Source organism: Halomonas sp. THAF12, assembly GCF_009363675.1.
GTDB lineage: Bacteria > Pseudomonadota > Gammaproteobacteria > Pseudomonadales > Halomonadaceae > Halomonas > Halomonas smyrnensis.
Map to the genome: position 1 here is coordinate 1 of NZ_CP045402.1, position 23,068 is coordinate 23,068.

Here is a 23,068-nt window from a genome sequence, read left to right on the forward strand (position 1 = left end):
TCTACTTATTAAAATGATGATTTGAGGAAGTAGAGGCGGTGGCCACCTGAGCCAGGACCCGCGAGGAGTCTGACGTAATCAGAGAGGGGCGGACGCTTCGCCCGCCCTGGCGCTGGCTTCAGACCGGGAAGCCATGGTGGCTACCGTCAGGTAGCTCGACATCCAGACGGACTCGGCCGCCTACTGCCTCAACGTAGCGTTTGATCGAGCTCAGGCGAAGATCTTGCCCGCCCTTCTCCATGCCGGCGACAGTCGGTTGCCTGACGCCCATAGCGTCTGCCATCTGAGCCTGAGTCATCTCTACGAGACGGCGGACCTCCGAGAGTCGCAGTTCCAGCAGCATCTCGTCGGCTTTCGCTTTCGCAGCCGCAACGACTTCCGGTTTCTCGTTGGCCAGAAGCTGTTCCAGTTTGCGTGCCATCGTTTTCACCTCACTTCAGTGATTCCAGGTGCGCGGCGTATTCCCGATCAGCTATTGGAATCATCTCATCATAAAAGCGTTTCTCATTCCCACCCTTGTCCCCGGCGCAAAGCAGCAGGCCGGTTCGGTTGGGATCAAACGCGAAAAAGGCCCTGAAGGGCTTGCCCTGGCTCTGGATCCGCAACTCTTTCATGTTGGGATACCGGGAGCCGTTCACGGTGTCAGCATGCGGGCGTGACAACATCGGCCCCTTCTCCTGGAGTAACAGCATCGATGCCAGGACGTTCTCGCGATCAACGTCATCCAGCGAGTAATACCAGTCTTCAAATGTCTCGGTTTGTTCTATCGACCACATCGGCTACCTCTTTTTCTGTTTATAGGTTATATCCTATATAGGTCTTGGCCTATTGTAAAGCCCTTAATGGTCCCGGGCGCATCGATCCCGCTCGCCCACGCAGCAGCGGGGGCCTGTTCCGTCCAGAACCCTGCCGGCAACGGTGGGGCGCCTCTGCGTCTGGCCGCCATCAAGACTTCATTGCTTCAAATACTCATTTACTCATATGGGCAAATGAGCGCCTCACGGCACCTGTGGTGGCTTGGGCGGATCGCCAGGCCTGCCCGTCGCCTGCCAAAGCAGCCGCACTGCATACCAGTGGTCGCGGGCGGTGGTAGGCGCGAAGCCTTGGGCTCTGAAGTAGGCGTAGATGTGCGCCTTGCCGATCTGACGGGGATCGCAGCCGCACCAGGTCGCGAAGGCCTCCGCGCGCTTCACCTGCCGGCGCCTGGCAGCCTTGCCGCCCTTGCGGGCGTGGAGGTTGAGCCGGTGCCGGACCTCTGCCGGTAGCCTCATGCTGCCCTCCCGATGTAGGCCGTCATGATCGCCACGCGGCTGTGACCCAACTCCTTGGCGATCGCCAGGCGTGCCGCTCGATCCGCTTCCCGGCTGGCCTGGCCGCCCAGCATCGGCGGCTGGTGACCGGTGAGCTGCTGGCACCGCTCGGCGGCGTAGGCGGCCCGCAGCTCGTGAAGGCGCCCGATGCCCGCGGCTTGGAGCGCCTCTCGGGCATCGCGTAGGCCGCCCTCTCGCCATTCCCGCCAGTTCTGTTCCGGTGGAACAAGGCTCCGGGCCCCGCCTTGGGCATCGTCGGCCCTGGTCAGGGCCGCGACTTGCTGTTGTGTCGTGACAGGGACCGTGCGCTCCCGGCCGCCCTTGGTGCCGCTGGTGATCGTGACCTGGTCAGCCTGCTGGGCCTGCCTCAGTGCTGCTCGAGCGTCGATCAGTGAGGCCTCTTTGCTGCGCAGGCCCAACTCCCGGGCCAGCTCCACCACCGCGGCGCCGCGTTCATTCCCGCTGGTGCGCAGGGTGTCGGCGACGGTGGCCACGGTGCCGCGCTCGACGCCCTGGGGCGCTTCCTGCCGCACATTCGAGCGCTTCTCGATGCCGCAGTCCTTGGTGGGGCTGACGCTCTGCCACCGTCCCTGGCTGGCCAGCCGCATGACGCTATTCACCGCCGACACGAGGTTCTGCCCGTAGCTGGCCGACAGCTCGCCAGCGGCGACGCGCTCGGCGATACCTTGGCCATAGGCGGCCACGTGCTGCGCTGTGACGTGTTCCATGCGCCGGATGCCCTCTTGCCTGGCATAGGCGGCGAACGCCTGCCAGCGGTCGCCCAGCGCCGCCGCAGACGCATACGAGGCGACGCCCTCCCGGGCCGCGCGGTTGGCGGCGAAGGTCCCCGCCTTGGCGAGATCCCGTGTTCGCAAGCCGAAGTTGTTGGCCTTGGCCATGCCCTCCTCCTGTTCCTGGTGCTCCTGGTCGACCCCATCCCCCGCCGTTGGCGGTAAGTGATTCGCTGCGTTGAGGCACGCGCAAGCCTTGGGGTAGCCGCTTGTTTCACGCCGGCGGCAGATCGGCGGACTGGTATCGCGTGTGTGGTGACGGGATCTCATCGGGTGCTATGGCGCGGGGGATGCGCGCGCCGGCAGCGTCAGGCGCTGCCAGCTCCGGCGTAGGCCAAGGGCCCGGCCCTTGCGAAGGGCCGCCCGAGATCGTCGTCACGTCGCCGTGTCCTGCTGGCACAGGGACGGCGTTTCAGGTCATGCGGCGTTGCGCCGCTGGTATTCATGGGGAAGTCAGTTCGCCGGTTTTCGTCCGGCGAGCGTGAAGCCGAGAGGCCCGTGAATAGCGGGCTCCCGGGGTGGTAGGCCCATGCGTCTCTGTGCTGACGCGACAGAGACGCATGGGCAGGACGGCGGCGCCCTTGGCTGGGCGGCGTGCGGGTCGCGAAGAGCGCCCGGGCGTCGGCGGTGAATTGCCTGTGACGCGCCCGGAAGCACTCCAGCGAACACGCACACCACGCCAGCGGCGGAGCGGGCCGTCTTGGATCACGGCCGCGATGGGCCGGGGAGGTCATCCAGCAGCGGGCAGGGCCCACGACTGGAGGAGGTCATTCGCCTGGCAGGGCGAAGCGTGCGGCATGGCCGCAGGGGATCATCCGCCTTGGGGATGGCGGCGGGGAGGCTCGAGGTCGGGTTCAGATGCGACAGGGTGCCGTTGAGAGGGCGCACCTTGGGCATAGTGCCGACGCAGGCAGGCGCGAGCGAAGGCGGTTCAGGTCATCCGCCGGAAGCGGAGCAGGGCACGAAGCCCGGTTCAGCAGGGCACGAGGGCCGAGGAGAAAATGCTGTGCGGAGTTTCGGGGCCAGCTACCCCGTCGCCCGTGGGCGAGACTGCATAGTCCGAATTGGTAACGAGGCCGGCATCCCCGGTCGCCATCGGCGACATCAGCATGGTCAGGCTATCGCGGTCTCGAGGCGCTGTGAAGTCCACCGTGAACGGATTATCCGGGCCCGGCCGTGCCGTCGCCGGATGAGCCGGCGCCGGCTTATCCCCCACAAGCAAGTATTGAGGGGTAGCAAGGGTTGAAAGGGCAGGAAGCATTGATGAATAGCAATGCGAGCGCCTCGTCTCGCGCCCCTGTGGCTGCGTGAGCGCCGATAAGGGGATGGGGTAGGCCAATGGTCGGTTTGAGAGGTGCGCAGCTCATAGCGCCTTGTGCGGCGCCTTTGGGGCGAATCGGCAATGTCATTGCCCATGAAGACCCACGAGCACCCACCCCTGTAACGATGGTTCCGAAGGCACCAACAGCGGTAGTAGACTGATTCGAGTCGGGTTCTTGGCGCTGGCACGCCGGAGCCCGAAAGCGAAAGACCCCCGGTGCTGGCAACACCGAGGGTCTGGAGTGGGGCTGAGAAGCCCGCATGTCTCGCAACGCGGCGCCCTGAGGGAGGGCAGCTCGCCGCGTTGGATTCCCCGCCTTGGCTGGTGGGGCATATCAACAACGTGATCGCTTTGAGGGCCGTTCAGCCGTCTAGCCATCACCACGATGCCGCTTGTGCGTCACCGCTTCGTCCATGATAGCGGCGGCAGCCGGGCGGCTCAACGATTTGAGGAGCCAACGGCAATGGAGGCCGTGAGCCATTTCGCCGAAACGCTGCCGGCGCGCCCACGCTGCGCGAACGATCCGGCCGTCGACAACCGGATCCGCATCCGGAGCAAAGCGCTGGGCTATCGCCTTATCGAGCCCAACACCGCCGGCATGGTCCGGTGGCTGATGTTCGATGTCGACCGCCCCGAGGCCGTGCTGGACTGGGAAGACCGCCGCGTGCCGGCGCCCACCCTGACCTGCCAGAACCCCGAGAACGGCCATGCGCACCTGCTGTATGCCCTGACCGTCCCCGTGGCGCGCACCAATGCCGCCCGGCTGGGACCGCTGCGCTATGCCGAGACCGTCGAGCGCAGCCTGAGAGCCGCGCTACAGGCTGACCGCGGCTATGCCCGCACCCTGGTCAAGAATCCGCTTCACGCCCATTGGCGCGTCCACCAGTGGGCCGATGCCTACGCCCTGGGCGAGCTGGCCGACGAGCTGACGCTGATCCCCTTCGAGAAGGCCGCGAATGACGAGATCGCCGGTCTGGGGCGCAACTGCGAGACCTTCGAGCGGCTGAGGCATCACGCCTACCGGGCCGTGCGCGACTTCTGGGGGCCGGGCGGCGAAGAGCGCTTCAAGGCGCACCTGGTCGAGGTGGCCGGCGACATCCAGGGCGCATTCACGACGCCGCTGCCGGCCAAGGAAGTCGAAGGCATCGCCCGGAGCGTGGCCAAGTGGACGTGGAAGCGGTTCAGCCCGGAGACCTTCAGGGACTTCGTGGAGCGCACGCACACACCCGAGATTCAAGCCAAGCGGGGCCGCAAGGGTGGCAAGGCCAAGGGTGCCAAGCGTCGTGAGGAGCTGATGCCGCGCGTGCTCGAGCTCGTCGGCCAGGGCAAGTCGCAGCGGGAAGTGGCCAACCTGGTTGGAGTGCCTCAGAAGACGGTGAGTCGCTGGTTGAAGCGGTCAGGCTGACAGGGTGAGTCAATAGCCTATATCAGATAGGGCACCCGTAGGGTGGGGGTTGGGCTGGTAGAAGCACTGGACCTAGAGGGTGTAGGGCACCAAGCGCGCCCCTTCGGAATGCAGCAAAATGAACCGAAATGCCACAGATTGCGGCGCGGGCGAATGGCAGGATGTGCGGCGTACCCCTACGCCACGAGTGGCTGTCGGTGCGCCGCGGGTGTCCTGCTCTGCGAGGCTGGCACGCTCCGCGCGTTGTGACGTGAACGTGCCGCCAGACGTGATCGTGAAGTGCGCCCTGATGTCGGCCTGCCACCCCGGACAGGGTATGCCGACGTGCGTACACCTGCTGCCGTCAGGTGCGCGGGACGTCGGCGCCCGATACCGGATTCCGGCAGGGTCGGAAATAAATCCGAGGGTCCCCCCACCATTCTGCAGAACGCCCAGAGTGAGTTACGGGGCTTCAGTCTGGCTCGCTGATCGACCATAGGGCTCTTCAGCTGGCGACAGACCGCCCGTAGTGGCGTCCTACCCTCTGCCTGAAAGGCCATAGGGCCTTCCCCTCCTGGTGCAGAACCGCCGTAGTGCCTGCCTCCCGCCGTGCTGCCCATCCGTAGGGGGTCACAGCCGATGTGATCCCTGGTCGCTGGTTGGAAACCACCAATTTTTTCGCTGCCGAGCCGCAAACACACCGTGTTGGACCCCTTATAGAGATGCGAGGGCGGCGGACATGCCGGCCCTCTGGATCTCGACCACGACACGGAGGGCCATCATGGCAGCTCGCACGAAGACCACCCGCAACAACGCCGTCATCCGCGCGACGAAGCTCAACCGCCACAAGCTGGGGGGCAGTGCCGCTCATACCTGGCGCACGATGTCGGTACCACACGCCGACCCGGAGCGGACGCACCTCAACGAAGACTGGCGGCCGGCGTCGGGCCCTGACCAGCTGCGTGCCGCGATCCGTGGGCGCCTGGCCTTCGCCGACAACGTGGCCGCTGACTCGGTGCGGGCCATCGAATACGTGGTGACGGGCCCTCATGAGGTGTTCGCCGAGCAGGGAGGCCCCGTGGAGTGGAGACGCTACTTCAGCGACGCCCTAGCCTTCCTGGAGGCTCGCCACGGTGCCGAGAACATCGTCGGGGTGAACGTCCAGCTCGATGAGCGCACGCCCCACCTGGTGGTCTACGCGGTGCCACTGGTGGACTACCCGGCGACCACGCGCACGCGCAACGTCATCCTGGGGAAGCAAGGTGGCGAGTGGGTCCGGGGCCCGAAGACCTTCGACGTGCCGGCTCGCACGGCGTTGAGCGCGACGCACTTCATGGGCCGCCGTGACCAGCTTCGCGAGCTCCAGACGAGGTTCGCCGAGGAGGTGGCCACCCCGCATGGTTTGCGCCGGGGACTTCGCCACTCCGCGGCGACACATGTCACCACCAAGGCGTATCACCAAGCGTTGGCCCGTGGCCTGGCCGAGAACCTGAGCCTGTCGCCTGACGACCTGACCCGCCAGGGGCTGCTGTGGGGCCGTGAGAGCCCCGAAGAGCACGCCGCCCGGGTGACGAACTTCGTGGTTGAGCACTACGCACCTACGGTGGCCAGGGCGGCGACGGCCGACCTTGATCGCCGCCGCGCGGACGAGATGGAAGAGACAGCTCGGCGCACGGAGGCCGCCCTGGAGAAGGAGCGTGAAGCCCACCGGCAGACTCGGGAGCGCCTGACGGCTCTGGCAGGCGGCTTGTCCGCGGAGGAAGTCGCCAAGATCGAGGGGTTCGCCCGGAAGTGCCGCCGGCAACGTCGTGAGGCCGAAGAGGCTCGCAAGCGTGAGGAGGCCCAACGGCAGGAAGCGGAGCGCAAGGAGCGTCAGCGCCTCGAGGACGAGCGAGCTGCCCGGCTGCTTCGCCTGACCCCCGAGGCCCTGGCCCGGCTGGAGAGCGGCGAGCGCGTGCGTGCGTGGCGCTTGGCAGTGAAGCGCGATGACCTGGAGGCGACGCTGGGCGCCTGGGCAGAGAGCGGCCTGTTCGAGGTGGACGGCACCCTGACGCCGAAGGGGCGCGCCCTGATCGAGGGGGAGGCTCCCAAGGCGCCGGAGAGTGGCCCTGCCCGCGAGGCGACCCCGGCGAAGCCCTGGCCGGGCATGTCGTCACGCTCGCCGTTCGAGCGCTGAGCGAAGGAACTTCCCTTCCTTTCTTTTTGTCCATACAATTAAATCCATGATCATCGACTTCGATCCCAACAAGAGCGCCAGGAACGAGCGCGAGAGAGGCCTCCCCTTCACGGAGGTCGAGCGCTTCGACTGGGAAGGGGCGGTGTTCTCGGAAGACAACCGTTTCGAGTACCCGGAGCGTCGCTTCATCGCCATGGGGAAGATCGGTCAGCGCGTCCATGTAGTGTGTTTCACGCCGATCGAGGACGGGATCCGAGTCATCAGCCTGAGGAAGGCCAACCCACGGGAGGTACGCCGCTATGAAAACGCGACTCACGGATAAGGACGGCGAGGTCCGCGAGCTCACCGACGCCGACGTGAAGCGTATGCGTCCCATGTCGGAGGTTCTGCCCGCCAACCTTCAGCGCACCATCGGCCAGCGTGGCAAGCAGCACGCGCCGACGAAGGTGAAGACCTCGATTCGCCTCTCCCAAGAGGTGATCGAGCACTTCAAGGAGGAAGGCGAAGGCTGGCAACGCCGCATCGACCAGGCCTTGAAGCAGTACATTCGCGAGCATGGCCACGGGCACGGCTGACCTTTCAGCTCAGCCCCGAACCTGCGAGGAAGCCGCCCATCGAGGCGGCTTTCTTTTTTGCGTTAAAGCGTTATTTCGTTATTGCGTTATACTGTCAGGGACATCCCATCGGGTGGCGCTTTCCTGACATAGAGCGGCCCCACTCGTAACGCTTTGACGAATTAACGCAATAACGCAAGGAGGGACAGACGCCATGGGCTACATCATCGGCGTGGTGAGCCAGAAGGGCGGGGTGGGCAAGTCCACTGTGGCCCGGGCCATTGCCACGACCTACGCCGCCGCCGACTGGAACGTGAAGATCGGCGACCTCGACATCAACCAGTCCACCAGCTTCACCTGGCTTCAGCGCCGGTTGGGCCGAGGTGTTGAGCCCGTGGTGGCCGTCGAGACATTCGGCACCGTGGGGCAGGCCCTGAAAATTGCCGACGCCTATGACCTCATGGTGTTGGACGGTGCCCCGCACGCGACGCGAGCGACCGCCGAGATCGGACAGAAATCGCACCTGTTGGTGTTGCCGTCGGGCCTGTCCCTGGATGACCTAGAGCCCACGGTGATCCTGGCCAACACCCTGGTCAGCGAGCACGGCGTGCCGGTGGAGCGCATCGCCATTGCGCTGAGCCGAGTCGGCGACAGCCCTCGCGAGCTCGAGGAGGCCCGCGCCTACCTGGAGGCGACTCCCTACCACGTGCTCGACTCGCAGATACCGGAGAAGACCGCCCTTCGTCGTGCACAGGACGGCGGCCTGTCCGTGGTGGAGACCCCGTACAAGGGGCCGCGTGAGCAGGCGGATCGCCTGATTCAGGCCATCATCGACCGCCTAGAATCTGTGACGAATTAACGAAATAACGCTTTAACGCAAGGAGTCGCCGACATGGCCGCACCCAGCAAGAAGCCTGGCAGCAAGGGGCTTCCCCCGCAGCCGACGCAGACCGCCCACGTGGTGGGCAACCACACCAGTAAGCCTGAGGCCGGCGCCACGGTGCCCTGTAACTTCCGGGTAGATCCCGAGTTCAAGAAGCGCCTGAAGACGTTCGCTGCGACACACGACATGAGCATGGTTGAGGTGTTCGAGACGGCCGTGAACGAGTACATGGAGCGCAAGGGCGGGGCCTGAAGTGTGCCGAATCGCTCGTTTTCAAAAAATCACAAAATCACGTTTTGACGATTTCACAAAATCGCGCTATGGTGAAGCCATGACAACAGCACGGCGAGACGCCCACCCCATGACACTGAAGAAGCCGGTTACCGAGCGCGCCCTGATGGCCAGGCTGAATCGCCGGCTGAAGAAGGACGGAAGGAAGGTCCATAAGACACCGCCGAGTGCTCAGCAAGAGCTTGGCACCTGGCATGTCGTCAATATGGAGCAAGGCACGATCGCCGATCACGGCATCGAGGACCTGGAGAAGTTTGCAAGAGAGGAAGGAGTCTTGAAGCCGTTCGAAGCCCTAGAGGGCTGAACGAAAAAGGCCCCGCGACGGGTGGAGCCGTCCGGAGCCATGACACCGCGCCAAACCTTGGGAGGAAGCGCAATGCATGTACATGATAAGCCCCGCCGTGTGCGCGTGGGAACCCTGACCCGCCGACAGCTGGCCGCCCTGGTCGAGGTCCTGACCCCGTACAGCGCCGAGCCCGTCACCGCCCCCGTCATGGAGCTGGCCACCAGGCTGGCCCGCGTCGAGACCGCCAACGCCAGCATGGAGGCCGCCCAATGAAACGCCTGTCACGTGAAGCCCAGGAACGCCTCGACGACGCCTATGACGCTCTGCGGCTTGAGTTGGCCGGCGGGCCGACGGCCGAGCAGACGCTGAAGCGCCGGGAATCCACTGAAACTCGCATCCAGAGGGCGGCCTGATGAAAACCACGATCATATTCGACAGCAGCCTGATCGCGGATCCTGAGCAGCGCGCGAGCGTCGAGGAGTCGCCGGGGTTCGAGCTGGCCAACCTGCTTCGCACACTGGCTGATGAATGCGACCGCAAGGCAGGACTGCCCATGTCTCGGGCGTTGCGGCTCGACAGCGGCCCCATTGTCGGCGAGGTGGCCACGGAGCAGGCGTGGGGCGACCAGGACGAACTGGTGTTCCTGACCACGCAGGACGTCATCGCCAAGACAGGCCTGCCCAGCACTACGCTTCAGCGCCGCCGCGAGAACGACCCGACTTTCCCCAAGCCGGTCGTGCTGAGCCGGGCCGCCGGTCGGGCTCGCATGATTCGCTGGGTCGAAGCCGAGGTAGAGGCCTGGATGCGGCAGCAGGCGATGTGTCGCCTGGAGGCAGCGGAGGACATCGAGGCATGATTCCCCTGATTGAGCTGCTGAGTGTGGTTACCGTGCTGGCCCTGGTGACGCCGGGGCTGGTGGAGTTCGACAAACGAGTCATGGAGCGCCGTCATGCGTCTTGAGCAATTGGGCAACGATGATCAGCTGATCGTCTGCGAATCCGAGAGGGACGCCAACCGTGCGGCTCTGCTGCTGGAGGCCGTCATCACCCGCGACGGGGTGGACCGGCTCCACGCCCATGACCGGGCCGCGATCGAGGCGGCCCACGGCATCCTGTCCGGCTTGGTGGAGCGTCTCGAGGAGCGTCAGGAGTTGTGGGACGAAGAACTGGCGTCCCGCTGGAATCTGGCGGAGCAGGCCGGCGTGGTGAAAGCGTCCAGCAAGGTCAGGGCCGGCAACCGGCCTGCCTATGAGGCCAACTACGTGCTGGGCACCACCTCCGTTCTGTTTCGCCGGCCGGGCGATGACGACATGCTGCCGTACGACTGCTACCCCATGGAAATGGCGTCCAGCGTGCTGCCGCTCGTCGAGCGCATGGCCCTGAACCCGAAGCTGACGCCGAAGGCGAGCGGTGCCGAGGAGGTGGGGGCATGACCACGATGAAGGCTGAGCGTCTGCCCGTCGCGCCTCTGGAGGCCTACCGCCAAAGGGCGGAATCCCGCCCCCTGCGCTCCAAGCGAGCGCTGCGGGACATGCTGCGAGCCGCGGATAGCATTCGAGCCGCGGGATTTCGCCAGACAGAGGGGAAGGGCCGATGACAATGATCGAGCAACGCCACTTCGACGAAGCCGAGCGCATGCTGGCTGATGGTCGGGGCAGACACAGCGAGGCGTTCCATGAGGGCCGGTGCTATGCCCTGGCCTGGTGCCTTGCGGGCAAGCCCACACCGACGCCGGAGCGCAACCGGGAGACGGCCTGTCGCTATGAGCGTGGCACGGCCGAGTGCGACGCCTGGAACAGCGGCTGGCACGCCGGCCACCGGCTGGCCGTCAATCTGCGCATCGTGGCGACACCTGGCGTGATCCACGAGTTCCCGCTCGAGCAGGGCGGGTCGGTAGTTGTCAGGGAGCCCGAGCTGGGCGCCTACACTTGGGAGATAGTCGACGAGGCCGGCGAGATACTGCGCGAGGCCGGCGGCTATCCGTCGCTGGCGACAGTGCTGCGTGACGCCCTGGGAGAGGTGATGGCGCCGCGGCCATCGCCGGAGCCAGCCCTCGCTGCCGACGATGAGCGGCTGGCCGCCGAGTTCGGGCGTTATGGTCCCACAGAGGCAACCTGCGCCTGGCTGCCCCGGGAGGCTGCCGAGTTCGTGGCCCTGGTGAAGACGGGGCGTGTCGCGGATCCACAGAAAGCGGCCCTGGCATGGCTGATGATGCGCCATGACGAGGTGCTGCTGTCGGACGATCCAGAGCGCAGCGAGTCGCCGGTGATCGTCAGTCGCCATATCGGCGAGCTATGCGACGCCGGCGCCGAGGCGGTGATCGACGTGGAAGAGGCGCAGGCCCGTGCCCTGATGTTCCGCGCGAACATCGAGAACGACTGAGCGGTGAAGCGGAGGAGAATCCGATGCGTGCTGATTGTCGAGCCAGGTGGGACGTTGATGCTGATGCCGGCGAGGTCGGGGCCTGGTACGGAGATCATGGCGCCGAGCTGTCCATGATGCCGATGGAGCTGGTCGAGCAGGTGGCGCACACGGTCCCCGGGGGCTCGGCCATCGAGGGTCACGCCCTGGTCGCGGAGCTGGCCGACTGCCTGTCCGGCCAACTGAATGCTCTGGCGCCTGGTGTCGTTCGAGCAGAATTGTCTGCCGCTGACAGGTGGTCGCCGAGCGAGCTGGATGACGATCACGCGAATCGTGCCCGCCTGACGTGGCTGGCATGTCAGGAGTTTCGCGACCTGTGGGATGACGCGGCGGGCTGTGCCGAGACCGGCGAGGAACCACCCAAGGACAACGACGCGATGGAGCGCGCCATGCCGACGATGAAGACCAGCCCACAGCTGGATCGGGATCTGTTGCGTGATGCCCATACCGACCTCGAGGCGGTGCGCGACATGCTCCGCGAGGGCGATAACGAGAATGCGCGGCGCGCCGTAGGCAGCCTGCTGGGCCGGATCGAGGCGCGTCAGTCGGATTGGCACAACCAGCGGCTGGGGGATTGGCAGTATCGGTATGACCAGGAGCTCGAGGCGATCCACGTCGAGAGTGCCGACGGCTACCGGGTCCGGTACCAGTTCGACGATGAGTGGTTGTGGTTCCAGTGCCCGGGACAGGACGACATGCTCCAGCGCAGCTGTCATGAGATGCGTGAGCCTGTCGAGGTGCTGAATAGGGCGGAGGAATTGCGCCAGGAGCATCTCCAGGAGGAGGCAGCCCACCGGCGCCTGTCCGGCGAGTAGCCAGGAAATGAGAAGGGGGAGCCGCCGAAGCGACTCCCCCATCCCACCAAGGGTGCCCCTTCACCAAGGAGCATCCTCACGATACCCCGCGCCCAAGGCCTAGTCGGGCGTGTTTTCCCACCATGAACGAAGAGAGGGCAGGCGCCGCAGCGTCTGCCCTCTTTGCTTCCAAGGATGAAACGCCCACCCGGCGACGTGAGGAAGGAGAGACCTCCCGGATGGGCAGATTCACGATAGCGAGCCTCCCCGACTCGCCGAACGCCACTTTTCCGACTGTGCGCTCGAAATTTCACGCTGCCGGGGTGGTGGAAGTGGTAAGCTAATCAAGTGATCGGTTGATAGCGCCACATTTAAAGGGTTATTCACGAATGTGTTCACACTTCTCCCAAGAGCGTGAACACCATTGGCGCCGCCTCACCCATGGCCTCCATCGGCCGCCCCAGAGCCACCACGACAACGAGGGCATCATGCGAACCAGCCAAAGCCCGCGCCTCACTCCGCGTCGCGTCGAGACCCTTCCCGCCAAGGATCGCCCCTACCGCGTGCCCGACACCGGCGCGCCGGCCCCGGGCCTGATGCTGGTGATCTACCCCAGTGGCCACCGTGCGTGGCTGTCGCGGCTGACGATCGCTGCCGGCCACCTGCCGCCGGCGGTACCCGGTGAGCCATTGCGCCGCCGCCCTGGTCGTCGCGTCGACGTCCAGATAGGCGCCTGGCCGGCATGGAACCTCGACGCCGCCCGGGAGCGTCATCGTGAGCATGTCGCCGCGGCCGCGCGTGGCCACGACCCCCGCCACTTGATGGCCGCCAGTGAGGTGGTCCCACTGTTCGGCGAGCTGATGCGCCGCTGGCTGGCTCACCTGGAGCGCATGGACGAGCTGGCCACGTCGACTCAGGCCGCCCATCGCCAGCGCTGGCAGGCCTACCTGTCGCGCCTCGACGGCGTGCCGGTCGACCAGCTGACGCGACAGCATATCGCCCCGGAGCTGACCCGCGCCGCCGAGCGCTCGGCGGTACAGGCCCGCGCCACGCTGTCGACGCTGCGCAGCGCCCTAGAGTGGGGGCACGGCCAGGGCTGGGTTGCCGAAAACCCGGCCAGCGGCATGCGGCCGGCCACCTATGGCGGCAAGCCAGGCCGGGCACGTGACGTGGCGTTGAGCCTCGAGGAGCTGCGCGAGGTGTGGGTCGCCCTGGACGCCGGGCGTCTGTCGACGGCCACCGTCGACGCCATTCGGCTGCTGATCCTGACCGGGGCACGCCGCGCCGAGGTCGCCGGCATGGCCGTCGAGGAGCTGGATCTCGACCGGGGAGAGTGGCGGCTGCCGGCTGAGCGCACGAAGACGAAGGAGGGAAGGGTGGTCTACTTGTGCGAGGAGGCGGTGGCGCTGCTGCGCGCCCGGCTGGCCGCCATCGGCGCCGCCTCAGGGCCGGTATTCCGTGCCGGGACCGGCGACAAGGCGTTGACGCCGGCGAGCCTGAGCCGTGCCGTCCAGCGTCTTCAGCGGCAGCCGGACCGACAGGGCAAGGGCGGGGGCGCGCTGGCCACTCTCGGCCAAGCCAAGCCGTTCACCGTCCACGACCTGCGCCGCACCTGCGCGACGCTATGGGGCGAGCATCTGGCCGCGCCGCCGCATGTCATCGAGCGCCTGCTGGGCCATGCCCCGGCCAACGCCCTGGAGGCCGTCTATCAGCGGCAGCGGTATCACGACGAGCAACGCGCCCTGGTTGCCCGCTGGGGCGCTCTGGTGCGCGACCACGTGGCCAGCGATCCCGGCGCCGCGGTGGTGCCGTTCCGGCGCGACGCCACTGCCTGATCCCACCTGTCACACCGCAATACCGAGAGCCGCCCATCGAGGCGGCTTTTTTGTGCGCACGAACCCGGAAAAACGGCCGAATCGACCATGAGGCAGCCAGGTAACGTCTAGGCGTGCTCTAGAGACAAGCCGAGCACATCGAGAGGGCAAAGGAAGGGCCGGAGTGCGTCAACACGTCCGGCCCGGGTGTTCCTCAACTGAGAGCCGGCACGCCCTGCCAGGCGTGTCACCGACGAAAGCCGGCGAGATAGCGAACCATCCCGGGCCAGGCGCTGAGCCTAGCCGCAACAGGATACCAGCGCTGTCGTCGCCGGCACAGCCGGAGACGGAACCTATGCAGAATGCAGCATCGCAGATCACCCCCGAGTACCTGCCGGACGGCGACGCGGCCCGCCTGATTGGCGTCTCGGCCGCCACCCTCAGGAACTCCCGTTCGCGCGGGACGTTGCTGGGCCATGAAGCGCCGCAGTGGGTAAAGCTGGGTCGCAAGGTGCGCTATCGCCGCCGCGACCTGCTGGAGTGGGTCGAGCATAACGCGGTCGAGTGCCGCGCCGCCCAGAGCTAGGGGGTGCGTCATGACCGTTTCAATGGATCGAGTCCTGTCCGCTGCCGAACAGGACGACGCCCGCGTGCGCCCGCCGCTGAAGATCGAGATGGCCTTGGGTTTGCTGCTCGAGGCGTACCACGAGCAGCGCTATGTGTGCGCCCTGGACGCGCTGCGTGACCACGGAGACACCTGCTGGCACAGCTCGGTCGCCGAGCTGCGTGAGAAGGGCCTGGAGTTCGTCCAGCGCGATCACCCGCATGTGCATCGCCACGGCGGCCGAGCGCTGTATCAGGACTATCGCCTGGCGGCGGGGAGCGTCGAAAAGGCCGAGATCATGCTGGCGATCTACCGGGCGGGACGCCGCGGAATCAGCCGGGCTGACGTTGAGGACGCGTGCGCCTGAATCAGGGAAGTGGCTGCCTGCCGGCGATTTTTTCGCTGGGTTCGCCCGGGCAGCCCAATCGCGACGTCGAAATGTGTCACAATGGTGAGAGTCGGGCCGGGAGAGGCCCTAGAAAAGCGAAACCCCGGAATCCTCTGAGCTTTGGCGGGCGACGAGGAAACCGGGGCTACAGACGCCGCGGAGGGCGTGAATCTGTATGCCCAGTATAACCCAACTGGCGGGGGATGACACCTGCCGTGGGCATGGGGTGCGCACATGAGCGCGACCAGCCCCGTCCCAGCACAGCTAGACCTCATCACAGAGCCGCAGCACTACCACGACGCCCAGCGCTGGGGGTGGTTCTCCGTCCTGTCGCGACAGCGACCCGACGGTGGCCGGCTGCGACAGAGCTCCTACCCGCTGAGCTACCTGCCTGACGTCACCGCCGCAGCGCCGCGCGATCGTGACACCTACATCAGTCAGGGCGAGTTCAAAAAGCCCAACAGGCGCGTGCTCAATCTGACGCGCATCGGGCTGATGTTTCTCGACATCGATCCCGTCGATGGCCACCACCTGGATTCCGACCAGTGGGCGATGCGGCTGCTGATGGCGTGTAAGGATGAAGGCATCCCGGCGCCCAGCCTGATCGTGTTCAGCGGCCGCGGCTACCACCTGAAATGGCTGCTGCAGAACCCGGTACCACGCCAGGCCCTGCCCCGCTGGAATCTGGCCCAGCGCAACCTGGTCGAGCGGTTCGCCCATCTCGGCGCCGACGCCAATGCCAAGGATGCCAGCCGCGTGCTGCGCCTCGAGGGCACGGTGAACACGCGCACGGGCGAGAACTGCCGCGTTGTCTGGCTCGACCGGGATCCCGTCGCCGGTGAGCCGGTGCGGCACGATTTCGACAGCCTGTTTGACGAGCTGGTCGATATGCCCCGGGAAGAGCTCAGGGAGACGCTCCAGCAGCGCGAGAAGGCCAACCCCAAGGGCAACCCCTTCCAGATGGTCAGGGGCGGCAAGTACGGCCTCCGCAAGCTCTCACAGCGCACCCTCGCGTGGGATCGACTCGAGGACCTCCGTAAGCTGGCCGAGATGCGCGCCGACAGCATCGAGGGGCAGCGGATGCTGTTTCTACACTGGTGCCTGAACTTCATGGCCCTGGCCGAGCCGATCAAAGCCAACCATCTGCACTACGAAGCCAGGACGCTCGCCGCTGAGCTGGCCCCGGGCTGGTCGTATCACGACTGCGATCTGAGTACGCAGTTCGCCAAGGCGAAGGCGCACGCTCGCGGCGAGACGGTCGAATTCAACGGCCAGACATACAGCCCGCTCTACACGCCCCGCAACCAGACCCTCATCGACACATTTCAGATCACCGTCGAGGAGGAACGGAAGCTCAAGACGATCATCAGCAAAGCTGAGGCTGCCCGGAGGCACGCCGAGCGTGAGCGAGAGCGTCGTCGCAAGGCAGGGGCCGTCGATCGAGGGGAGTATCTCAAGAACATGGCCTCTTCCACAGAACAGCGCCGCCAGGTAGCACTGAAGATGCGAGACGAAGGCCTGTCACAGCGAGCCATTGCAAAGGAGCTGGGCGTCTCCCAACCCTTGGTGGCAAGACTACTGAAAGGGTGATAACAGGTCCGTGCGTATTACTTGTGGCGTAGCCTGACAGGGGATAGGCGAGGGCGTTCAGGGTCCGTGCGTATTACTGGGGGTGCGGATAATCCGCACTTGGGCTCACGCGCGCGCGTCTACCATCGTCATCGATCGCGACTGACTTGGAGACGCCATGCCTGCCCCGACTTCCTCCGATGCTTCATCACCGACGACCGCAGATGTCGTTGCTTACAACCGTGCGGTCGGCGCCCGGGTCCGAGAAGCCCGGCAGCTCGCTGGTCTCAACCAGGCTGACCTTTGCCGCGCCGTTGGCATCGGTCGCGATGTCCTGACCCGCGTAGAGTCCGGTACCGATATCGAAGGTGGTGCCGCGCCCTGGATGCTCCAGCGGATCGCCGTCGTCTGCTGCGTCAAAGCCGATTTCCTGCTGGGCCTCACTGAAGAGTCCGAGCCCGACGAGCCGGGTCCGACCTGGAAGGAGATGGCCTGGCTGTCTCACCAGCGTGCGTGTCGGGAGAGAGAGCGGCACGTCGAGGACCTGGTCGTTCGTGATGCCCATCTCGCCGAGTTCCGCGAGCTCGCTGCCGAGGTCGACGCCGGGATTGATGCTGTCCAGATCGCCCTGGAGCGCGTGGCCGAGCTGAACCCCGACGAGTGGGAAGACCTCCGGGCCGGTGCTCGCTTGGTCAGCACCATCGATTCTCTGCGCTCCTCAGTCGGTGTGCTCAGCCGCCGCTCCAGCGTCTACGTCGACCGCCAGGTGATCGATGCTGCACCGGAGACGTTGCTCGACCTCGAGATTGCCGCCGCCTGACCACTGCCCAGTGGTAGACCCCGCCCGGGTCTGCGACTCGTCGCCGAGACCACCACTCCAACCTGCCCCCAGCCCCGCCTTCGTGCGGGGCTTCGTGTTTCTGGCCCCTTCCTTTTCCGGATGCGGAAAACTGGCCGTCGGGGCCCTCTCCGCGTGGGTCATTGTCGTCATAACGATCATTTCGATCATTCAGGCGACGAGGAATTGCCCATGACGACAACCAGTGAGGCTGAGGCCCGGAAGGCCAGGCGGGAGGCGATCATCAACGCCGCCTACGGCATAGAGCCCTCCTTGATACTGCTGCGCCCCAGTGAGGCCGCCGACATCCTCAGCGTGTCCCTATCACTGCTCGCCAATGCGCGCAGCACCGGCCGCATGCTGGGTCGCCCCGCTCCTCCCTACCTCCAGCTGGACACGACCGTTCGCTATCGCCTTTCCGACCTCACTGAGTGGCTGGAAACCGCCCTGAAGGATGCCACTCGCACGCCGGGCGCCCAGCCCGTTACCCAAGGAGCCCAAGCCCATGCCTAACCCCAATCACGAGTGCGCCGCCGTCGAGACCGAACTGCGTGAATCCATGGAGCAAGCCGCCGAGGAACTCGTCGCTTCGATGAACGGCGGTGAGTTGACCGAGAGCGCCAAACATCGAGCCCACGCGGCCGTAGAGCTCGCTATCGGAATGCTGCATCCGGTCCCCGCCGAATCACCGGCGCCGATGACTCAGCACGAGGCTATGGCGGCCAGCGTCGAAGCATTCGACGGCGAGCGCCGGGATCAGGCAGTGAGCCACGCCAACCACTGCATCGACTCCGTTCTCGAGGAGCTGCGCAATGTGGCTCTGGGCGATGCTCTGAGCCCAGGGAGGGCCTTCCTGCTGGTGAACGCTCTGGAGAGCGCTGGCGATAGCCTGGAGGACGTCCTGGCAGGGATTTACGGCTGATGGCCACCTCGATCGGCAGCGTCAAAGGCAGCTCGCAGGAGCTTCGCTCCCGGTTCGGCGAGGACGCCCGGCAGCGGCGCGCGGCAGCGAACATCCTGGATCCGAGCGAGGTTCGGGGCGACTACGACGCCGGGCGGATGATGGAAACCACGCTCGGCGGCGAGGCGCGGCCGATCACCAACGAGGACTTGGCCGCATTCCGGCAGAACGCGCGCACCGCCGGCCGTCGTTTCAAGGGCGGCATCACGGTGCGCCAGGTCGTCGACTTGAGCCTGAGCAAAGACCGGAAGCGCGCTCGCACGGAGATTCCCTCCGCGGTGCCTGCCTCGTCTCGCCAGGTGAAGGGTGGGGCCCTCGAGACCCGATTCATGACGAGCTCGAGCCCGCAGAGCAAGCACGCTCGGCACCAGGTGATCGTCGAGTTCGTCGATTTCGAGGGCCTGGTCGCCAACGGCAGCCTGAGTCCGCGCAAGGCCGCGCGGGAGCTGGCCCGGGGCAGCATCCGCTTCGACTGCACATGCGAGCACCACCGCTACCGGCGTCGGTACATCGCCACCATCGGGCGCTACAACGCCGGCCGCCCGGAGACCGGCTACCCGAAAATCACTAACCCCGACTTGTCAGGCGTGGCCTGTAAGCACGTGCTGCGCGTCATGTCCGAGATCGAGGGCGGCAGCGCCGTCCAGATGTTCCTCGCCCGGGCCATCGAGAAAGCTCGCGGCGGCGGCACCGCGGTTCAGCGCACGTCGCAGAAGTCCGCCGACCGTCAGGCCCAAAAGCAAGATAGCCGCCCCATGGCGGCCAACGCCCAAGAAACCGGCGACCGCGATTTCGACCGCTCCCGGCGCGCCCTGCGCAAGGCCGCGAAGGCGGCTTCTGCCACCACCACCCAGCCCAAGCGCACAGCGAAGGGAAGCCGCGCCGCTGCCGCGCTGGGAGGCAATGCCGGCGCCCGCGACAAACTGCTGGCCGCCGCCCGGGATCTGGGCATCTCGCCCGACCAGGCCGCCAAGCTGCTGGCCGCCGCCGCCAAGGACCAGTCATGACGCCCCGCGACCCACTACAGCGCGACCGCCTCGAGGAGCGGCTCCACCGCCAGGCCATGAGCGGCGACCGTGCCGCGTTCCTGCGCCTGCGTGGCCTACGCCGCCTGTGGCGCGCGCTCGACGCCAAGAAGACCGCCAAGGAGAACCGCCATGGCTGATGCCACGCCGATCCAGATGATCCATCCCGACCTCGACCCGATCACCGTCATCGACGATGCCGACCAGGTGCTGGAACAGCTGCGCCACGGCGTCGAGATGAGCCGCCGCGAGGCCTGTGTCGTGCGCGAGGCGCTGAACGTGACCCGCCAGCGCCTCGGCACCACGGGCCACATCGACCACAGCCTCGCCGGCCTGATGGACGAGCTGCGCCTCACGGCGCTGGGCAATCCGCTGACGCCCGATCGCGCGCTCGCCCTCGTCAGCACCCTCGAGGACTCCGCCGGCGCCATGGGCGGCCGTCACCGGCCGAAGAATCAGGGCGTCCTGCGCCGCCTGATCCACGAGTAAGACCCGCAATCCGAAGGAGAGAGATCCATGACCGACACCAACCTGATCGATCAGGCCCGCCGCCTCGACGCCCTCAACTCGCCCGAGTTCACGGAGTGGCTGGGACTGACCCGCCAGGCCGACCGCCTGCGCCGTGACCTGAGCAATGTCCGTGCCCAGGGCCGATTCACTGCCGCCGTCGCTGAGCACGGCAGCTCCTCGGACGCTGTGCGTGCCGTCCAGTTCGAGGTCGACGCGCTGGCCCAGCGCCTTCATGAGGCCACCGTGGCCGGCTCAGATGCCGAGCAGGACCGCCGCGAGCTGAAAGAGATGCTGAACCCCGTCACCACCCGTCTGATCACCCGTGGCCGCCAGCTGCGCGAGCGCAAACAGGCCCTGGAGGGCGATTACCGTGGCAACGGACTCATCGAGCGCGCCCGCACTGCCCGCGAGAAGGCCATCGGCGATCTGGTGGAGGCCGGGCTGCCGCGCCAGATGGCGCATCGCCAGGCGAAACCGACCGTGTCCGACATCGAGGCTCTGGAGCAGGAGCTGACCGAGATCCCGGGCGAGATCGAGCGCAACCAGGATCAGCTGACCAGCTACGTGGCTCGAGTGGAGCTCTACCTGGCCGACACCGCCCACGATGACGAGGAGGAGGCCGCGTAAGCGGCCCCGCCGACGGGAGAGAACGATGGCTGACAACAACGTGACGCCGCTGCCGTCTGAGCTCCACGCCTCCGCCTGTCAGGCCGTGGACGAGGCGCTGGCTGAGCTGGCCACCATGCCGGCCGCCGTGCGCTATCGGGTCGACCTGGAGCGGTTCGGTACTCCAGAACAGGCGCTCAAGGCGGTGGCGGTGCGTGCCCGGGATGCGCAGGCCCTGTTAGAGGCTGCCAAGGCGGCCGCACGAGAGGAGGGCTGATATGGACACCATGGTGGTGACCGCCGCAGCGCCGATGAGAGAGGTCGGCTCGCTGTGGGACGGGCTCAACCCCAACCTGATTGCCTCGATCTACGAGGTGGATCATCACGGCGATCCGGTGAGCGACGTTGCCCCGATTCTGCGCTGTCCGTTCGTCGACGACGCGAACCTGGAGATGACCTTCAACTGGCAGTCGCCATTCGAGAATAGTGGCGCTGGCTCACTGACACCCAGCCTCAGCGCAATGCTGCAGTCTGGCATGGTCCAACCCATCATCGAGAACGTCCGTGGCGTGCTGTCCAGCGATGAGCGGAAGAAGTTCGATGAGTCTACGCCTGGTGGGGGCTGGGCGGACCAGACAGCCGCTGCCGCCGAGCATGCGCGCGGGCGCACGGGGATCACCAAGCTCAACAGCACGCAGGTGTTCACCGGCATGGCGCCCATCAAGTTGGACGTGACGCTCATGCTGCGTGCCTGGCGAGATCCTCAAGCGGAGGTCGAGGATGCCCTCAACCTGCTGATGGACTGGGCAATGCCGAGATACCTGGCTCCCGAGGGGACGCTGCTGACCGCGGCGATGGAGTGGGCGGGAAGCGACAACAAAACGGCGACGAGCCTGGTCGAGGCCGCGCTCCCCTCAACGGCGCCGGCCCTGCTGGCGGTCAAGTACAAGCAGAGGACGTTCGCCCCGCTGGTGATCGAGAGCATCGGTGTACCGCTCAACTCCCCGTCCGACAGCGCTGGGCGCTTTGTGCAACTTCAGCTGCCGGTGACGTTCGCCACCCTGACGGCGTGGGATGGAGCTGGCTGGGAGGGTGCGCAGCCGCCCAACGGCTTCAACGTGAACCACGGCGGCCTGTACGGGAATGTGCAGGGTTTGCCGAGTTATTGAGGTGGTTTCTCGTGAGGTTTTCGGCGGTGGTTTTCGAGGTTTCCGAAAACCGCCGGATAACCCGCGTCGGAAACCATAGACTTCGCTGCCGAAGCGACTATTGGCGGGGGATGGCGAGGCAGAAGCAGGACGCCGGCTTGACCCTTATGCGGGGCGGGGCATTTCACCCTTATGCAACCCACATGACGCACGGAGAATTTCAATGCCGAAAACCACGGAAACCCTGATGGGCGAGATCGACGCCGATGCCCTCGGAAAGCCCCTGCCGAGGCCGATCAAGAAGGCCATCAATCAGATCGCTTATGCCAGGGCGCGCGCGTACCAGACCCAGCTGGCGGAACAGCTGAAGGTGGAAGCGAGGGAGATGCTGTCGGATGGGAAGTCGCCGACGGCAGTGATACAGGAGCTGGCCGAGAGGGATGCATGAGAGGTTCTAACGGCTCCGGAGCTCACAGCCTGACGGCGTGTTGTGGGAGGCCGGTTTTACAACGCGCGCTTGTCGCCGGCGCCATGTCGTGACACGACCATGGGAGGCCCACCAACGAACGTGAGGCCTACCCCATGCGTGAACGCCTTGAGCTTGCCCGCCTCTTCCTGGAGCTGCTGACCGTGATGCTGGATATCGTCCAGCGCCTGGCCGAGTGGTGGCCGCCGTGCTGCTTGTGACGGCCGCCCTGGTCGTGTCTGGACAGCGCGGGCCCCCTGGTGTGAACTGCCCGGAAACCACCAGGGAGGGAGCGATGATCGACTTCGCCGCGCTCATCAGCAGCACCAAGGCAGCGCTCGATATGGCCAGGTCGGCCAAGGATGTCAGCGACCAGCACCAGGCACATGCTGCCGTTATCGGAGTCATGGAGCAGTTGGCAGAGGTGCACTCCAAGCTGGCTGACACCCAAGCCGAGTACCAGTCGCTCCTCGAGGAGGTCGAGCGCCTGAGGGGAGAGCTCGACAACAAGGCCCGATTCGATGATTACCGCATGGAGAAGACGCCGATGGGCGGCTACATCCTGCCCCTAAGGGATGAGTGCGTCACCGATGACCGGCCGCCCCATGCGATCTGCCATCCGTGCCAGGAAGACGGCCGCTTGTCGGTGCTGACGGAGACGGAATACCGATATGTGTGCCCGTCGTGCCAATACACCGCCGGTAAGAAGCCCAATCCGCGCTTCAATCGTCGGCGCGGTGGTCGGGTGGTCCACCCGGGCTTCTCATAGCCCGAAAGCGGAAATGGTGCGATGCACAAAAATCAAGATTACGCGGCTTATCTTGATTTTCATGGTCTAGAAAAATCAACAACTTACGCGAGTCGAGATTATCCCGCATTCAGGCCGTCTGGGCGTGCCTCAGATGGGAGTAACTCGCAGGCGAGGCGGG

General features: G+C 65.9%; 32 protein-coding genes. 28 read left to right on the forward strand and 4 right to left on the reverse strand.

The window, feature by feature from the left end; all coding sequences use genetic code 11:
- Positions 1 to 118: 118 nt before the first annotated feature.
- From FIU88_RS18940 to FIU88_RS18955, 4 genes are all read right to left on the reverse strand, one after another.
- The gene (locus tag FIU88_RS18940) at positions 119 to 421 is read right to left on the reverse strand and encodes a helix-turn-helix transcriptional regulator (protein ID WP_152480275.1); all 303 of its coding nucleotides are present in this window, start codon (positions 419 to 421) and stop codon (positions 119 to 121) included.
- A gap of 10 nt (positions 422 to 431) precedes the next feature.
- On the reverse strand, positions 432 to 776 hold the full coding sequence (locus FIU88_RS18945) for a type II toxin-antitoxin system RelE/ParE family toxin (protein WP_152480276.1): 345 nt from the start codon (positions 774 to 776) through the stop codon (positions 432 to 434).
- A gap of 222 nt (positions 777 to 998) precedes the next feature.
- Positions 999 to 1,271: a hypothetical protein gene (locus tag FIU88_RS18950; protein ID WP_152480277.1), complete on the reverse strand. Its 273-nt coding sequence runs from the start codon at positions 1,269 to 1,271 to the stop codon at positions 999 to 1,001.
- On the reverse strand, positions 1,268 to 2,209 hold the full coding sequence (locus tag FIU88_RS18955) for an integrase domain-containing protein (RefSeq protein WP_152480278.1): 942 nt from the start codon (positions 2,207 to 2,209) through the stop codon (positions 1,268 to 1,270). Before FIU88_RS18955 ends, FIU88_RS18950 begins: the two co-directional genes overlap by 4 nt.
- Before the next feature lie 1,676 nt (positions 2,210 to 3,885).
- Here FIU88_RS18955 and FIU88_RS18960 point away from each other — a divergent pair.
- From FIU88_RS18960 to FIU88_RS19085, 28 genes are all read left to right on the forward strand, one after another.
- Positions 3,886 to 4,827, forward strand: coding sequence for a replication initiation protein (locus tag FIU88_RS18960; RefSeq protein ID WP_216647332.1), 942 nt, complete (start codon positions 3,886 to 3,888; stop codon positions 4,825 to 4,827).
- Positions 4,828 to 5,587: 760 nt separating this feature from the next.
- Positions 5,588 to 6,982, forward strand: coding sequence for a MobV family relaxase (mobV, locus tag FIU88_RS18965; protein ID WP_172977770.1), 1,395 nt, complete (start codon positions 5,588 to 5,590; stop codon positions 6,980 to 6,982).
- 46 nt (positions 6,983 to 7,028) lie between these two features.
- Positions 7,029 to 7,304 (forward strand): BrnT family toxin, encoded by a 276-nt coding sequence (locus FIU88_RS18970; protein ID WP_152480281.1) that lies wholly within the window; start codon positions 7,029 to 7,031, stop codon positions 7,302 to 7,304.
- Positions 7,282 to 7,557 (forward strand): BrnA antitoxin family protein, encoded by a 276-nt coding sequence (locus tag FIU88_RS18975; protein WP_152480282.1) that lies wholly within the window; start codon positions 7,282 to 7,284, stop codon positions 7,555 to 7,557. Before FIU88_RS18970 ends, FIU88_RS18975 begins: the two co-directional genes overlap by 23 nt.
- Before the next feature lie 193 nt (positions 7,558 to 7,750).
- Positions 7,751 to 8,395: a ParA family protein gene (locus FIU88_RS18980; RefSeq protein WP_152480283.1), complete on the forward strand. Its 645-nt coding sequence runs from the start codon at positions 7,751 to 7,753 to the stop codon at positions 8,393 to 8,395.
- Positions 8,396 to 8,428: 33 nt separating this feature from the next.
- Positions 8,429 to 8,671, forward strand: a complete 243-nt coding sequence (locus FIU88_RS18985; protein ID WP_152480284.1) for a hypothetical protein — start codon at positions 8,429 to 8,431, stop codon at positions 8,669 to 8,671.
- A gap of 109 nt (positions 8,672 to 8,780) precedes the next feature.
- Positions 8,781 to 9,014, forward strand: coding sequence for a hypothetical protein (locus FIU88_RS18990; RefSeq protein ID WP_152480285.1), 234 nt, complete (start codon positions 8,781 to 8,783; stop codon positions 9,012 to 9,014).
- 72 nt (positions 9,015 to 9,086) lie between these two features.
- Entirely contained in the window at positions 9,087 to 9,269 is a 183-nt protein-coding gene (locus FIU88_RS18995) for a hypothetical protein (protein WP_152480286.1), read from the forward strand.
- Positions 9,266 to 9,409: a hypothetical protein gene (locus FIU88_RS19265; RefSeq protein WP_172977771.1), complete on the forward strand. Its 144-nt coding sequence runs from the start codon at positions 9,266 to 9,268 to the stop codon at positions 9,407 to 9,409. The genes FIU88_RS18995 and FIU88_RS19265 overlap by 4 nt, the downstream gene beginning before the upstream one ends.
- A complete protein-coding gene (locus tag FIU88_RS19000; RefSeq protein ID WP_152480287.1) occupies positions 9,409 to 9,852 on the forward strand; it encodes an AlpA family transcriptional regulator in 444 nt (147 codons plus the stop codon). Before FIU88_RS19265 ends, FIU88_RS19000 begins: the two co-directional genes overlap by 1 nt.
- A 93-nt stretch (positions 9,853 to 9,945) precedes the next feature.
- Positions 9,946 to 10,428 carry a hypothetical protein gene (locus tag FIU88_RS19005; protein WP_152480288.1) on the forward strand — a complete coding sequence of 161 codons (483 nt, stop codon included), beginning with the start codon at positions 9,946 to 9,948 and terminating at the stop codon, positions 10,426 to 10,428.
- Between the two features lie 160 nt (positions 10,429 to 10,588).
- Positions 10,589 to 11,377 carry a hypothetical protein gene (locus tag FIU88_RS19010; protein ID WP_152480289.1) on the forward strand — a complete coding sequence of 263 codons (789 nt, stop codon included), beginning with the start codon at positions 10,589 to 10,591 and terminating at the stop codon, positions 11,375 to 11,377.
- A gap of 113 nt (positions 11,378 to 11,490) precedes the next feature.
- Positions 11,491 to 12,231 (forward strand): hypothetical protein, encoded by a 741-nt coding sequence (locus FIU88_RS19015; protein ID WP_152480290.1) that lies wholly within the window; start codon positions 11,491 to 11,493, stop codon positions 12,229 to 12,231.
- A gap of 467 nt (positions 12,232 to 12,698) precedes the next feature.
- A complete protein-coding gene (locus tag FIU88_RS19020; RefSeq protein ID WP_172977772.1) occupies positions 12,699 to 14,045 on the forward strand; it encodes a site-specific integrase in 1,347 nt (448 codons plus the stop codon).
- 334 nt (positions 14,046 to 14,379) lie between these two features.
- Positions 14,380 to 14,610 carry an AlpA family transcriptional regulator gene (locus FIU88_RS19025; protein ID WP_152480292.1) on the forward strand — a complete coding sequence of 77 codons (231 nt, stop codon included), beginning with the start codon at positions 14,380 to 14,382 and terminating at the stop codon, positions 14,608 to 14,610.
- 10 nt (positions 14,611 to 14,620) lie between these two features.
- Positions 14,621 to 14,995, forward strand: a complete 375-nt coding sequence (locus tag FIU88_RS19030; RefSeq protein WP_152480293.1) for a hypothetical protein — start codon at positions 14,621 to 14,623, stop codon at positions 14,993 to 14,995.
- Positions 14,996 to 15,250: 255 nt separating this feature from the next.
- Complete coding sequence (locus tag FIU88_RS19035; RefSeq protein ID WP_152480294.1) at positions 15,251 to 16,606, forward strand: helix-turn-helix domain-containing protein; 1,356 nt, start codon at positions 15,251 to 15,253, stop codon at positions 16,604 to 16,606.
- A 157-nt stretch (positions 16,607 to 16,763) separates the two neighbouring features.
- Entirely contained in the window at positions 16,764 to 17,405 is a 642-nt protein-coding gene (locus FIU88_RS19040; RefSeq protein WP_152480295.1) for a helix-turn-helix domain-containing protein, read from the forward strand.
- A gap of 210 nt (positions 17,406 to 17,615) precedes the next feature.
- Positions 17,616 to 17,936: a hypothetical protein gene (locus tag FIU88_RS19045; protein WP_152480296.1), complete on the forward strand. Its 321-nt coding sequence runs from the start codon at positions 17,616 to 17,618 to the stop codon at positions 17,934 to 17,936.
- Positions 17,929 to 18,345, forward strand: coding sequence for a hypothetical protein (locus tag FIU88_RS19050; RefSeq protein ID WP_152480297.1), 417 nt, complete (start codon positions 17,929 to 17,931; stop codon positions 18,343 to 18,345). The genes FIU88_RS19045 and FIU88_RS19050 overlap by 8 nt, the downstream gene beginning before the upstream one ends.
- Positions 18,345 to 19,391, forward strand: coding sequence for a hypothetical protein (locus tag FIU88_RS19055; RefSeq protein WP_152480298.1), 1,047 nt, complete (start codon positions 18,345 to 18,347; stop codon positions 19,389 to 19,391). The genes FIU88_RS19050 and FIU88_RS19055 overlap by 1 nt, the downstream gene beginning before the upstream one ends.
- Positions 19,388 to 19,549 (forward strand): hypothetical protein, encoded by a 162-nt coding sequence (locus FIU88_RS19270; protein WP_172977773.1) that lies wholly within the window; start codon positions 19,388 to 19,390, stop codon positions 19,547 to 19,549. The genes FIU88_RS19055 and FIU88_RS19270 overlap by 4 nt, the downstream gene beginning before the upstream one ends.
- Positions 19,542 to 19,898, forward strand: coding sequence for a hypothetical protein (locus tag FIU88_RS19060; RefSeq protein WP_152480299.1), 357 nt, complete (start codon positions 19,542 to 19,544; stop codon positions 19,896 to 19,898). Before FIU88_RS19270 ends, FIU88_RS19060 begins: the two co-directional genes overlap by 8 nt.
- 27 nt (positions 19,899 to 19,925) lie before the next feature.
- Positions 19,926 to 20,546, forward strand: coding sequence for a hypothetical protein (locus FIU88_RS19065; protein WP_152480300.1), 621 nt, complete (start codon positions 19,926 to 19,928; stop codon positions 20,544 to 20,546).
- Between the two features lie 25 nt (positions 20,547 to 20,571).
- Entirely contained in the window at positions 20,572 to 20,802 is a 231-nt protein-coding gene (locus FIU88_RS19070) for a hypothetical protein (RefSeq protein ID WP_152480301.1), read from the forward strand.
- 1 nt (position 20,803) lies between these two features.
- Positions 20,804 to 21,694, forward strand: a complete 891-nt coding sequence (locus FIU88_RS19075) for a hypothetical protein (protein ID WP_152480302.1) — start codon at positions 20,804 to 20,806, stop codon at positions 21,692 to 21,694.
- A gap of 202 nt (positions 21,695 to 21,896) precedes the next feature.
- Positions 21,897 to 22,121 (forward strand): hypothetical protein, encoded by a 225-nt coding sequence (locus FIU88_RS19080; protein ID WP_152480303.1) that lies wholly within the window; start codon positions 21,897 to 21,899, stop codon positions 22,119 to 22,121.
- Positions 22,122 to 22,434: 313 nt separating this feature from the next.
- Positions 22,435 to 22,908, forward strand: coding sequence for a hypothetical protein (locus FIU88_RS19085; RefSeq protein ID WP_152480304.1), 474 nt, complete (start codon positions 22,435 to 22,437; stop codon positions 22,906 to 22,908).
- Positions 22,909 to 23,068 lie beyond the last annotated feature (160 nt).